Source organism: Heyndrickxia sp. FSL W8-0496 (assembly GCF_038007825.1).
Taxonomy (GTDB): Bacteria; Bacillota; Bacilli; order Bacillales; family Bacillaceae_C; genus Heyndrickxia; species Heyndrickxia oleronia.
On the sequence record NZ_JBBOXX010000001.1, the window covers coordinates 1,732,298 to 1,745,942 of the forward strand.

Here is a 13,645-nt window from a genome sequence, read left to right on the forward strand (position 1 = left end):
GCTTTTTATATGCAAAAAAATTAGTTTATTCCCCCAAACTGCAGGAGATACTAGTTGGTATACAAATCCGATGGAGCCGCTTTGTACTTCATCAGTTAACATGAAGGAAATTGAATGAAAGGGTTACGTAAGCAGAAGAAGGTAGATGATTACCACTTACGTCCCTTTTTCCTTCATATAAAAAGCATCTTGGAGGGAATACGATGAGTTGGACAGGGATAGCATTATTTATTCAGTTATTTTTTGGGGTGATTATAGGATTATATTTTTGGAACTTGTTAAAGAGCCAAAAAACACAAAAGATTTCTATAGATCGGGAATCACGAAAGGAAATGGAGCAATTGCGAAAGCTTCGTTCCATCAAATTAACGGAACCGTTGGCGGAAAAAGTCCGTCCATCTAAATTTGAAGATATTGTCGGACAAGAGGATGGCATAAAATCATTAAAAGCAGCACTTTGTGGTCCAAATCCACAACATGTCATTATATATGGGCCACCGGGGGTAGGGAAAACAGCAGCAGCAAGACTAGTTCTGGAAGAGGCTAAACGCAATGAGAAATCTCCCTTTAAACAAACTTCGGTATTTATTGAGTTAGATGCAACAACCGCAAGATTTGATGAACGTGGCATAGCCGATCCGCTTATTGGTTCAGTCCATGATCCTATCTATCAAGGGGCAGGGGCGATGGGACAGGCTGGAATTCCACAACCAAAGCAGGGGGCAGTAACAAATGCACATGGCGGTGTACTTTTTATCGATGAAATTGGTGAACTACACTCAATTCAAATGAACAAACTATTAAAAGTATTAGAAGATCGTAAGGTATTTCTTGATAGTGCCTACTATAGTGCGGAAAATACTCAAATTCCTTCACATATTCATGATATATTCCAAAATGGATTACCAGCAGATTTTCGATTAATTGGTGCAACCACCCGAACTCCTAATGAAATACCTCCAGCTATCCGTTCTAGATGTATGGAGGTGTTTTTTCGGGATTTAGAACAAGATGAAATTGCTAAGGTAGCAAAAAAAGCCGCGGAAAAAGTGAATCTTACAATTGATGAATCAGGATTGCAAATTCTTTCCTCCTATGCTAGAAATGGTCGAGAAGCAGTAAATATGGTACAAATTGCAGCAGGATTAGCGATTCAAGAAGAAAGAAATGATATAAGTAATACAGATATTGAATGGATCATTCAATCTAGTCAATTAACTCCTAGATTAGAAAGAAAAATTGGCGAGGAATCGAATGTAGGTCTTGTAAATGGATTAGCAGTCACAGGTCCCAACAGTGGAATTTTACTTGAAATTGAAGTAACAGTTATTCCAGCGAAAGAAAAGGGGACGATAAACATTACTGGTATTGTTGAAGAGGAAAGTATTGGGGGACAGGGAAAATCGATCCGAAGAAAGAGTATGGCAAGAGGTTCAATTGAAAATGTCATTACTGTTTTACGAACAATGGGGGTACCTGCAGACCAATATGATATTCATGTAAATTTCCCAGGAGGAATACCAATCGATGGTCCATCTGCAGGAATTGCGATGGCTACTGGGATATATTCAGCTATCTATAAAATTCCTGTTGATCATTCAATTGCTATGACAGGAGAAATAAGCATACATGGAAATGTCAAGCCTGTTGGAGGCGTATTCGCTAAGGTGAAGGCGGCAAAACAAGCAGGAGTAAAAACAGTGATTATTCCTGAAGAAAACATGCAATCCATTTTAAATGAAATTGAAGGTATTACAATTATTCCAATACGTGAATTTGAAAGTGCGATTAAAATTGCTTTAATCCATCGTTTTGAGGAGGAGTCACCATTAAAGACGTCATTAGAAGCGATGGATAAAAAAAGCGTTTAATTCATATAAAGGGTGACCAATACGCAATGAATGTGCGTTTAAAGGTCACCCCATTAGAAGATTTGAATAGGATAAGAATGATATGTTCTTTAAAATGGACACGATTATTTAAATACGTTAGAATTGTAAAAAGATTCACCTAGTGAGTGGAAAGAATGCAATGGTTTATGGAGGTGCACTAATTTGCCAAAGAAAAAAGAACACACTGTTCCTCTGCTACCACTGCGAGGATTGCTTGTGTACCCTACAATGGTCCTTCATTTAGATGTGGGGCGTGAACATTCAGTTCAAGCTTTAGAACAATCTATGATGAATGATCACTTAATTTTTTTGACGACTCAAAAAGATGATTCAATAAATGAACCAAATGAAGAGGATCTATACCGTATGGGGACACTTACAAAGGTTAAGCAAATGCTTAAATTACCTAATGGAACTATACGAGTACTGGTAGAAGGATTATATCGAGCGGAAATTCAACATTTCTATGATGAAAATAATTATTATGCTGTTTCACTAAAAACATATGAGCAAAATGATACTAGTGATGTAGAAATGATTGCTTTGATGAGAACCATGCTTGAGTACTTTGAACAATACATAAAGCTATCTAAAAAAATCTCAGCAGAAACATTTGAAACAGTTTCTGATATTGAAGAGCCAGGTAGAATGGCCGATATTATTGCTTCACATCTACCTCTAAAATTATCTCAAAAACAGGAAGTCCTTGAAACCGTTGATATTAAAGCGCGTTTAAACAAAGTAATTGAAATTATTCATAATGAAAAAGAAGTATTAAACTTAGAAAAGAAGATTGGTCAACGTGTCAAAAAGTCAATGGAGCGTACACAAAAGGAATATTATTTACGTGAACAAATGAAAGCCATTCAAAAAGAACTAGGTGATAAAGAAGGGAAAACTGGTGAAGTAGCAGAATTTACGGAGAAAATTGAGAAATCCGGTATGCCTGAACATGTGAAGAAAACAGCGCTTAAAGAGCTAGACCGATATGAAAAGGTGCCTTCAAGCTCTGCTGAAAGCTCAGTCATACGTAATTATATTGACTGGTTAATTTCTCTTCCGTGGTCTAATGCGACAGAAGACGATTTAGATATTTCAAAGGCTGAAGAGATTTTAAATCGAGAGCATTATGGTCTTGATAAAGTAAAGGAACGTGTACTTGAGTATTTAGCTGTACAGAAATTAACTCAATCCTTAAAAGGGCCAATCCTTTGTCTAGCCGGACCTCCTGGGGTTGGTAAAACAAGTCTTGCACGTTCTGTTGCAGAATCCTTAGGAAGAAAATTTGTTCGTATTTCTCTAGGTGGAGTAAGAGATGAGTCTGAGATTCGAGGTCATCGTAGAACATATGTTGGTGCTATGCCTGGGAGAATCATTCAAGGGATGAAGAAAGCAGGTACAATCAATCCAGTCTTTTTATTAGATGAAATTGATAAAATGTCTAATGATTTTCGTGGTGACCCTTCTGCAGCTATGCTAGAGGTATTAGATCCAGAACAAAACCATAGCTTTAGTGATCATTATATTGAAGAAACATATGACTTATCGAAGGTCATGTTTATTACAACGGCTAATGATTTGTCTTCTATACCTGGACCTCTCCGTGATAGAATGGAAATTATTTCCATACCTGGTTATACGGAATTGGAAAAAATTCATATTGCAAAGGATCATTTACTACAAAAGGAAATGAACGAACATGGTTTGACAAAGGGTCAATTGCAAGTGAGGGATGAAGCATTTCAAAAAATTGTTCGTTACTATACACGTGAAGCAGGAGTTAGAAGTTTAGAAAGAGAAATCGCATCAATTTGCAGAAAAACAGCAAAAATTATTGTTTCGTCAGAAAGAAAACGTGTAATCGTGACCGACAAAAATATTGAAGAATATTTAGGAAAGACAAGATATCACTACGGTCAGGCAGAAATAGAGGATCAAGTCGGTGTAGCGACAGGATTAGCATATACGACGGTAGGTGGTGACACCTTACAAATAGAGGTTTCTCTTTCTCCTGGTAAAGGCAAGCTTGTGTTGACAGGAAAATTAGGAGATGTAATGAAGGAATCTGCACAAACTGCCTTAAGTTTCGTTCGATCAAAAGCAATCGAATTTAAGCTAGAAGAAGATTTCTATGAAAAATATGATATACACATCCATGTACCTGAAGGTGCTGTTCCAAAAGATGGACCTTCGGCAGGGATAACAATCGCAACAGCTTTAACCTCTGCTTTAACAGGAATACCGATTCGTAAAGAAGTGGGTATGACAGGAGAAATTACTTTAAGAGGGAGAGTTTTACCGATTGGTGGCTTGAAGGAAAAAACTTTAAGTGCACATCGTGCTGGACTTACAACGATTATTTTACCAAAAGACAATGAAAAGGACATTGATGACATTCCAGAAAGCGTTAGAGGGGATCTTAAATTAATTCCTGTTTCAAATATGAATGAAGTCTTAAAGGTAGCATTAGCAGGTGAATTGAAATGAAAGTAAATCAAGCTGAATTAGTTATTAGCGCAGTTAGACAAGAGCAGTATCCAGATGAACGTATTCCTGAGTTTGCGCTTGCAGGGCGTTCAAATGTAGGGAAATCATCATTTATTAATAAAATGATCAACAGAAAGGCTCTTGCAAGAACATCATCTAAACCAGGAAAAACTCAAACCTTGAATTTTTATAAAATTGAAGATAGCTTATTTTTTGTAGATGTTCCTGGCTATGGTTTTGCGAGAGTTTCCAAAAAAGAACGAGAAGCATGGGGGAAAATGATTGAGACTTATATAACGACACGTGAACAATTATGTGCCGTACTTCTTATCGTTGATTTACGACATCCTCCAACAAAAGATGATATATTAATGTATGACTTTTTAAAACATTATCAAATCCCTTGTTTGGTCATTGCAACAAAAGCAGACAAGATTCCTAAGGGGAAATGGCAAAAGCATTTAAAAATTACTAAAGAAACCCTAAATTTTGATCCGGAAGATGAAATTGTCCTTTTTTCATCAGAAACCGGTGAAGGCAAAGATAAGATATGGGGTATTCTAAATAAATGGATGTAAAAATGACCTTCAAGTGGTATGCACCCCAAAAATTAGAACAATCCATTCTAACTTTTGGGGCACAGCATAACACGAAGGTCTTTTTATTTGGCTCTTATCTCAAACATTATAGCTATTTTAAGTGAAGTTTTATCAATAATAAAAGTGTAGACTGCAACTCCTTTATTGAGAAAAGGACGATGAATTTTACAAAAACAGCTTTTTATTTTCGTTTAAAAAATAATAGATATATTCCGAGAATGATTAAAAGAAATGGCCAAAGATTGATGATATTCTCTGCTTTATTTTCCAATAAGCCTAACCATTGAAGTACTTCATTATAGAATAAAAGAATAATAGAAATAATTAAAAATAAAACACCATGAAATAAACCATTCCCTGTCCTTTGATAACGTAATAAAAAGCCTAAAGAAATGATTAAAATGAAGATTCCTATGTGATCTGGCCATATGGATAATCGATTAACAATGTGAAAATGAATACCAAAACCTGTTAAGATGACGCCAGGTAATATGGCTTCATAATCTTTTCCTCCATAGCCTTGTCCTAAAAATGCGATTCCTACAATAATAAGAAGGGTTGGCCAAGTAAGATATTCCTTCAATATGTCAATTTGACTATGTTCTAAATAAAAATATAAACCAAACCCCAATAAAATCAATCCAGGAAAGATTTTTTGGTTTTTCATAATTAACCTGCTTTCGTTTCATTTACTTGATTCTAAGCTTATTTTTTGATACTGTACATATGGACTATGATTAATTATTACTAATATAACATAGGTTTCATTTTCTTTTCACATTTAATAAAAGAATAGGAAAATGGACATGATATAATAGAAAATATAAGGTTCATTAGTTGTCAAATTTTTTTGGGGGTGCCATTTTTTATGTACATCATAGCTGTTGGTTTAAATTATAAAACAGCCCCTGTAGAGATACGTGAAAGGCTGTCCTTTAATGAGGCGGATTTATCGGCTGCTACGACAGCATTAAAAAATAAAAAAAGCATTTTGGAAAATGTAATTGTTTCAACATGTAATCGAACAGAGGTTTATGCGGTTGTCGATCAACTGCATACAGGACGTTATTATATTAAAGATTTTCTCTCAGAATGGTTTCAAATTGATAAAGAGGAATTTACCCCTTACTTGTTTTTCTATGAACAGGATGGGGCGATTGAACATTTGTTTAAAGTTATTTGTGGATTGAATTCCATGGTTCTTGGTGAAACACAAATTCTAGGTCAAGTGAAGAACAGCTTCTTTATGAGTCAAGAAGTATCAGCAACTGGAACGATTTTTAATCACTTATTCAAAGAAGCGATTACTTTAGCTAAAAAGGCGCATTCTGAAACAGAAATTGGCTCTAATGCTGTTTCTGTAAGCTATGCTGCAGTGGAGTTAGCTAAAAAGGTACTTGGTGATTTGAAAAATAAACATGTGTTAGTTGTTGGTGCCGGTAAGATGGGCAAGCTAGCGATTGAAAACCTATATGGCAGTGGAGCAACCAAGGTTTCCGTTATTAATCGGACATTTGAAAAAGCACAAGATCTAGCACAACAATTTAATGGGCAAGCTAAAACATTGCAGGAACTTCAATGTGCAATAGTTGAAGCAGACATTTTAATTAGCTCTACTGGTTCAAAAGATTATGTTATAACGAAGGATATGATGCTAGCGATTGAAAGGATGAGAAAGGGACGTCCTTTATTTATGGTTGATATTGCAGTACCACGTGACTTAGACCCTAGTATAGCTGATCTTGATAGTGTATTTTTATATGATATCGATGATTTAGAAGGTATTGTTGAAGCTAACCTTGCGGAAAGAAAAAAAGCTGCTGAAAATATCATGCTCATGATAGAGGAAGAAATTGTTCGTTTCAATGAATGGGTAAATATGCTAGGGGTAGTACCAGTTATTACTACTTTACGTGAAAAAGCCCTATCTATTCAGAAAGAGACAATGATGAGCATTGAAAGAAAAATGCCAAATTTAACTGAACGTGAACGGAAAATATTAAATAAACATACAAAGAGCATTGTTAATCAATTATTAAAGGACCCTGTTGCCCAGGCAAAGGAAATAGCAGCTCAACCAAATGCTGCCGAACAATTAGAGTTGTTTAAGAAAATCTTTAATATTGATGAACAACCAGAACAAATGGAAGAAAAAAGTCAAAGTACTTCACTAAAATGGAATGTTCAGCCTGTATAAAGCAGCAACCATTATTTTTGTAAGTGATAGGTAAGGGGAAGGACTCGTCCCTTACCAATCTCTTATTCTTTTCTTGAGAAAGGTTGAATTTTCTTATGTTTGATATGGTCATGTCGAGGCTTCATGAAGTAATGATTGTATTATATGCGATTAGTATCCTTTTATATTTTAATGATTTTCAACATCAAAATCAGAAGGCGAACAAGCTCGCTTATTGGTTACTTGCAATTGTTTGGTCTCTTCAAACAATTTTTTTGTTTATGTACGTATTTCGAACAGGAAGATTCCCTGTCCTTTCATTATTTGAGGGGATTTATTTCTATGCATGGGTATTACTAACCTTATCACTTATAATAAATAAAATATTAAGAGTAGATTTTACAGTTTTCTTTACGAATATTATTGGTTTTATTTTTATGGCAATACATACATTTGCACCTGTACATACACAGAGTACGGCAGTTTCAGAAAGATTAGTATCTGAATTATTATTTATTCATATAACAATGGCTATTCTATCTTATGCGGCATTTTCGTTTTCATTTGTTTTTTCGTCTCTCTATTTACTTCAGTATAAGTTGCTGAAGCAAAAAAAATGGGGCCACAGGCTATGGAGACTAAATGATTTATCTAAGCTTGAAAAGATGTCATACGTATTAAATGTTATTGGTGTTCCTATGCTTATATTGAGTTTGATTTTAGGACTCCAGTGGGCATTTATTAAACTATCCGTATTTCATTGGTATGATTCAAAAATTATTGGATCATTTATTATCCTGATTATATACAGTCTTATTCTTTATTTAAGAGAGCGGAGAAATATGTTTGGAAAATCCATTGCACTTTGGAATATTGCAGCATTTCTTGTAGTACTTATCAATTTCTTTTTAGTTAGCCGATTATCCGCGTTTCATTTTTGGTATTCATAGGAGGATTACATAATGAGGAAAATTATTATTGGATCACGTAGAAGTAAGTTAGCAATAACGCAAACCAATTGGGTAGCAGATCAATTAAAGAAACTAGGTGTCCCTTTTGAATTTGAAGTAAAGGAAATTGTAACAAAAGGAGATCGAATCCTTGATGTTACTTTATCAAAGGTTGGTGGAAAGGGACTTTTTGTCAAGGAAATCGAACAAGCATTATTGAATAAAGAAATTGATATGGCAGTTCACAGCATGAAAGATATGCCAGCAGTTTTACCTCAAGGTCTTACCATCGGCTGTATTCCGCATCGTGAAGACCACCGTGACGTATTAATTTCCAAAGGACATATGACATTAAGGGATTTACCGAAAGGTGCAAAGGTAGGGACGAGTAGTCTACGTAGAAGTGCTCAAATACTAGCTGAGCGTCCGGATTTAGAAATCAAATGGATCCGTGGAAATATTGATACGCGATTAGCTAAGTTAGAGACAGATGAATATGATGCCATTATTTTGGCCGCAGCAGGTCTATCTCGTATGGGATGGAGTAGTGATGTTGTAACTGAATACTTAGAGCCTGAGGTTTGTCTTCCTGCTGTAGGTCAAGGAGCATTAGCTATCGAGTGTCGTGAAGATGACAAAGAATTGCTCGATGAATTATTAAAGCTAACATCTAAGGAAACAAAGGAAACAGTAACAGCAGAACGGGCATTTCTTCATAAAATGGAGGGTGGCTGTCAAGTTCCGATTGCTGGTTATGCAACAATTACCGACAATGCTCAAATTTCTTTAACTGCACTAGTTGCTGATCCTAATGGAAAAATCATATATAAAGAAACGGTTATGGGCGAAGACCCGGTCATTGTTGGAGAAAAGGCAGCTGCAATTCTTACAGAACAAGGCGCAAAACAATTAATTGATCGAGTTAAGCAGGAGCAAGAGTAAGATGATTAACGATTTGCCCCTAGCAGGCAAAAAAATATTGGTTACCCGGGGAGGTAGGAAAGGTGAGGAGCTTGCAAGTAAAATTATAAGTAAAGGTGGTAGCTCTTCTATCATCCCGCTGATTGATTTTACAGTAAATAATGATCAACATGCTCGCGAATATGTTCAAAAACTGCCTTCATATGATTGGATCATATTTACCAGTCAAAATGGTGTTAACTATTTCTTTGAAGAATGTACCCGTTTAAATCCCAATTTTTGTCCGTCTGATATTAAAAATAATGTTGCGGCCGTTGGGAGTAAAACAAAGGAAGCTGTAGAGAAATATGGAGTTAAGGTAGGTTTCTATCCATCTCAATTTAGTGCGGCAGACTTTATTGTTGAGTTTCTAAAAAAGGAACACTCGACTAAACATATATTAATTGCGAAAGGCAATTTAGCTAGTAGAACGATTGTTGATGGACTAGAGGAAAAAAAAGTTTTAGTTGATGAATGGATTGTGTATCGAACTTTTTTTCCATATAAAAGTAGAGATAAGCTTGTCCAATTACTAGTAGATAGGGAATTGGATTATGCGACTTTTACTAGTCCTTCGACATTTCACCATTTTATGGAGGTTGTTACCTCCTGTTCATTGCAGTATGCCCTAAAAAATATTGAATTTATTGCGATTGGTGCCGTAACCAAAAAAGCAATTGAACAATATGGTTTTTCCGTTGCTGCAAGCCCAGAGGTGTATACTATAGATTCAATGTTAGATAGCTTATGTCAATTAGCGAAACTTAAGGAGGAAAAAAAATGAAAGACATGCAATTTAAACGTCATAGAAGACTTCGTAGTTCAGCGAATATGAGAGCATTGGTTCGTGAAACTCATTTACATATTGATGATTTGATTTATCCAATCTTTGTTGTCGAAGGAGAAAATATTAAAAAGGAAATTTCATCTATGCCAGGTATTTACAACCTATCCCTTGATCAGTTAAAAGGTGAAATGGATGAAGTAGTTGCTTTAGGCATTAAATCTGTCTTGTTATTTGGGGTGCCTAATGAGAAGGATGCTGAAGGGTCCGGTGCTTTCCACAATCATGGAATTGTCCAAGAAGCCACACGTTTGATTAAAAAGATGTATCCTGAGATTATTATTATTGCCGATACCTGCCTCTGCGAATATACCGATCATGGACATTGTGGAGTGATTGCAGATGGAAAAATTCTAAATGATCCTAGCCTTGATCTATTGGCAAAAACAGCTGTAAGTCAAGCGGAGGCTGGTGCAGATATTATTGCCCCATCAAATATGATGGATGGGTTCGTCGCGGCCATTAGAAAGGGCTTAGATGAAGCGGGTTATGAGGATATTCCAATTATGTCGTATGCAGTAAAATATGCTTCTGCATTCTATGGTCCATTTCGTGATGCAGCTGGAAGCACACCACAATTTGGAGATCGAAAAACCTATCAAATGGATCCTGCCAATCGCTTAGAAGCGTTAAGAGAAGCTGAATCGGATGTGGAAGAAGGAGCAGATTTTCTTATTGTCAAGCCAACACTTTCTTACCTTGATATTGTAAGGGATGTAAAAAATGAATTTAATCTTCCTGTAGTTGCTTATAATGTGAGTGGTGAGTATTCACTTATAAAAGCGGCTGCACAAAATGGTTGGGTCGATGAAAAGACTATTGTACTAGAAACGTTAACAAGTATGAAACGAGCTGGGTCCGATTTAATTATTACCTATTTTGCAAAAGATGTTGCAAAATGGTTAGCTGAATAACTGAATAAGATTATTTCATTGTTCTAGTTATTTTTGCTTGTTTTTTCCTTTAATTATCAGGTAGAAACTGTCATAAAAGAAAAAGCAGAATGAAAAACAATCCGAACTAAATGGGGGTTAATATGATGCGATCCTATGAAAATTCAAAGAAAGCATTTAAAGAAGCTATTACACTTTTGCCCGGTGGGGTGAATAGTCCTGTTCGTGCCTTTAAGTCCGTCAATATGGATCCGATTTTTATGGAAAAGGGAAAAGGTTCAAAAATATATGATATTGATGGAAATGAATATATTGATTATGTTTTATCATGGGGACCACTAATACTAGGTCATACAAATGATCAAGTAGTCAGTGCCTTGAAGAAGGTTGCTGAGAATGGGACTAGCTTTGGTGCACCTACATTAGCTGAAAACAAGCTTGCAAAGCTAGTAAAAGAACGTGTACCATCTATTGAAATTGTTCGGATGGTTTCCTCTGGAACCGAAGCAACTATGAGTGCGTTAAGGCTTGCAAGAGGATATACAGGTCGCAATAAGATTTTAAAATTTGAGGGAAGCTATCATGGGCATGGTGATTCATTGTTAATTAAGGCAGGATCAGGTGTAGCTACACTAGGCTTACCTGACAGCCCTGGTGTACCTGAAGGTGTTGCTTCTAATACGGTTACTGTTCCTTATAATGATTTGGAGGGAGTTAAAGCTGCCTTCCAGCAATTTGGAGAAGACATTGCTTGTATTATTGTAGAACCAGTTGCAGGCAATATGGGTGTTGTTCCACCACAGCCAGGATTTTTAGAAGGATTGCGAGAAATAACTTCCCAGTATGAATCATTATTGATTTTTGATGAGGTTATGACTGGTTTCCGTGTTGATTATCATTGTGCACAAGGGTATTTTGGGATCACTCCAGATTTAACTTGCTTAGGGAAAGTAATTGGTGGAGGACTTCCTGTTGGTGCCTTTGGTGGAAAGGCAGAAATCATGGAAAAGATTGCACCAAGTGGTCCTGTTTACCAAGCTGGAACTTTATCTGGTAACCCATTAGCAATGACTGCTGGTTATGAAACACTTGTTCAATTGACTCCGGATACGTATAAAGAATTTATTAAAAAAGCAGACAAACTAGAACAAGGTTTGCATAATGCTGCAGTGAAATATGAAATTCCGCATACAATCAATCGAGCTGGTTCGATGATTGGTATTTTCTTAACAAATGAAGATGTAATAAATTATGATACAGCAAAAACTTCTGATTTACAGTTATTTGCTGAGTATTATCGAGGAATGGCAAATAATGGTGTATTCTTACCACCTTCTCAATTTGAGGGACTTTTCCTATCGACAGCCCATACAGATGAGGATATTGAAAAAACAATAAAAGCAGTTGAAACTACCTTTAAGACAATCAGAGGTTAGTGGATCTGAAACCACATGATGTTTTCCATCATGTGGTTTTTTTATTTAAAAAAATCATATTCTTCTTATTTCATTCATAAAAATATAAATGACATAGCTAGTTTTTATTGGAATTGAAGGGAGGAATCCACTTTGTCACAAAGTCAATCGTCACTGCGATTTTCATTAGAGGAGTATGTTTGGTTTAAAAAAGGACAGGAAGTTGATGAACTTCTATCCATTTCATTAGATCCACATATAACCATTCAAGAACAAGAGCAATATGTACAAATTATTGGTAATTTACAGCTGCAAGGTGAATACAAAGGGGGAGGAGAAGAGTACGAAGAAAAAGAATTAGATCTCCATGGAAAATTTGTTCATCAGGTTGAATATCGGGAAGATGATGGTGTTTATCAATTTGAACATCGCTTTCCTGTTGATGTAACGATACCTAAGAATAGAATCAATCAACTCGAAGATATCGATGTAAGCATTGATATGTTTGACTATATACTACCGGAAAAAGGTAAATTAAAACTTACTGCAGATCTTTCGATTTTTGGAATTCGCAATGAAGAAATGGAAGAAAGTGATGAACAAGAAATACCGATATCATTATTAGAAACAGAAGTAAATAAACAAGTTTCGGAAACCGAATCCGAAGATAATACAGAAGAGTCTGTTAATGTTGATCCTGTATTGTTTGAAACAGAAAGTGAATCAATACCTGAATACCATTTAGAACGAGGACTACCAGTAAAACCACAACCTGAGGAGGAGGAAAAAGAGGAAAATAACGAAGAAGAGTTTGTAGATTTTAAAGTTGATGAAGAATTATTTCAACCGTTTGTCATTGAAGCAAGGAAAGAACCAGAAAATCATGAAGAAATGATAGAAAATAAAGAGGAAGAGCCTATTTTAAATCTAGGAATAGTAAATGAATCAGAAGAGGAATTTCTTCAAGTTTCTGGAGATCACAGAAATGAATCCTCTGCACATTATGAGGATACCAATGAGATTGAATCCTCTCCATCTGCCCAGTCAGAGGCAGAGGAAGAATATGAATCTCCTGAAGAAGAAGATCAAAGTAAAACAAAGAAAAAGAAGAAATTTGGGAAGTACGAATCTATTTCATTAGCTGATTTTTTTGCTAGGAAAGCAGATGATAAAGCAGCGAAGCTAAAAGTGGTTATCGTTCAAAATGGGGAGACCCTCGATTATTTAGCTAATAAATATGAGATTAGTGTTCAACAAATATTAAGAATGAATCATTTAGAAATTAATCAAGACGTATATGAAGGGCAGGTTCTCTATATTCCTTCATATGTAAGTGCTACAAAAAAATAATTAAAGTCTAGCTCTTACTCCTAGCCTAGTGAATCGCTGTTGTTGATTATATGTAAATGTTCTCAGATGATGAAAATGG

At 35.7% G+C, this 13,645-nt stretch carries 11 protein-coding genes; 10 read left to right on the forward strand and 1 reads right to left on the reverse strand.

Annotation, left to right across the window (positions count from 1 at the left end; all coding sequences use genetic code 11):
- Window positions 1-203 precede the first annotated feature (203 nt).
- The 3 genes from lonB to yihA all read left to right on the forward strand — a co-directional run bounded on the left by lonB (window position 204) and on the right by yihA (window position 4,957).
- Window positions 204-1,871 carry an ATP-dependent protease LonB gene (gene lonB, locus NST63_RS08730; protein WP_212943390.1) on the forward strand — a complete coding sequence of 556 codons (1,668 nt, stop codon included), beginning with the start codon at window positions 204-206 and terminating at the stop codon, window positions 1,869-1,871.
- 183 nt (window positions 1,872-2,054) lie between these two features.
- Entirely contained in the window at window positions 2,055-4,379 is a 2,325-nt protein-coding gene (gene lon, locus NST63_RS08735) for an endopeptidase La (RefSeq protein WP_058002018.1), read from the forward strand.
- Window positions 4,376-4,957 carry a ribosome biogenesis GTP-binding protein YihA/YsxC gene (gene yihA, locus NST63_RS08740; RefSeq protein ID WP_058002019.1) on the forward strand — a complete coding sequence of 194 codons (582 nt, stop codon included), beginning with the start codon at window positions 4,376-4,378 and terminating at the stop codon, window positions 4,955-4,957. Before lon ends, yihA begins: the two co-directional genes overlap by 4 nt.
- Window positions 4,958-5,159: 202 nt before the next feature.
- On the opposite strand, the gene NST63_RS08745 is transcribed toward yihA, so the two are convergent.
- Window positions 5,160-5,645 (reverse strand): LiaI-LiaF-like domain-containing protein, encoded by a 486-nt coding sequence (locus tag NST63_RS08745; RefSeq protein WP_341041900.1) that lies wholly within the window; start codon window positions 5,643-5,645, stop codon window positions 5,160-5,162.
- Between the two features lie 201 nt (window positions 5,646-5,846).
- On the opposite strand from NST63_RS08745, the gene hemA reads away from it, so the two are divergent.
- From hemA to spoVID, 7 genes are all read left to right on the forward strand, one after another.
- A complete protein-coding gene (hemA, locus tag NST63_RS08750) occupies window positions 5,847-7,175 on the forward strand; it encodes a glutamyl-tRNA reductase (protein WP_058002021.1) in 1,329 nt (442 codons plus the stop codon).
- Between the two features lie 95 nt (window positions 7,176-7,270).
- The gene (ccsA, locus tag NST63_RS08755) at window positions 7,271-8,104 is read left to right on the forward strand and encodes a cytochrome c biogenesis protein (protein WP_058002022.1); all 834 of its coding nucleotides are present in this window, start codon (window positions 7,271-7,273) and stop codon (window positions 8,102-8,104) included.
- 12 nt (window positions 8,105-8,116) lie between these two features.
- A complete protein-coding gene (gene hemC / locus NST63_RS08760) occupies window positions 8,117-9,046 on the forward strand; it encodes a hydroxymethylbilane synthase (RefSeq protein ID WP_212943388.1) in 930 nt (309 codons plus the stop codon).
- 1 nt (window position 9,047) lies between these two features.
- Window positions 9,048-9,848 carry a uroporphyrinogen-III synthase gene (locus NST63_RS08765; protein WP_212943387.1) on the forward strand — a complete coding sequence of 267 codons (801 nt, stop codon included), beginning with the start codon at window positions 9,048-9,050 and terminating at the stop codon, window positions 9,846-9,848.
- Window positions 9,845-10,822, forward strand: coding sequence for a porphobilinogen synthase (gene hemB, locus NST63_RS08770; protein WP_058002025.1), 978 nt, complete (start codon window positions 9,845-9,847; stop codon window positions 10,820-10,822). The genes NST63_RS08765 and hemB overlap by 4 nt, the downstream gene beginning before the upstream one ends.
- 125 nt (window positions 10,823-10,947) lie before the next feature.
- Entirely contained in the window at window positions 10,948-12,237 is a 1,290-nt protein-coding gene (gene hemL, locus NST63_RS08775; protein ID WP_341041904.1) for a glutamate-1-semialdehyde 2,1-aminomutase, read from the forward strand.
- A 132-nt stretch (window positions 12,238-12,369) separates the two neighbouring features.
- Entirely contained in the window at window positions 12,370-13,566 is a 1,197-nt protein-coding gene (spoVID, locus tag NST63_RS08780) for a stage VI sporulation protein D (RefSeq protein WP_341041906.1), read from the forward strand.
- The last annotated feature ends 79 nt before the right edge of the window (window positions 13,567-13,645 follow it).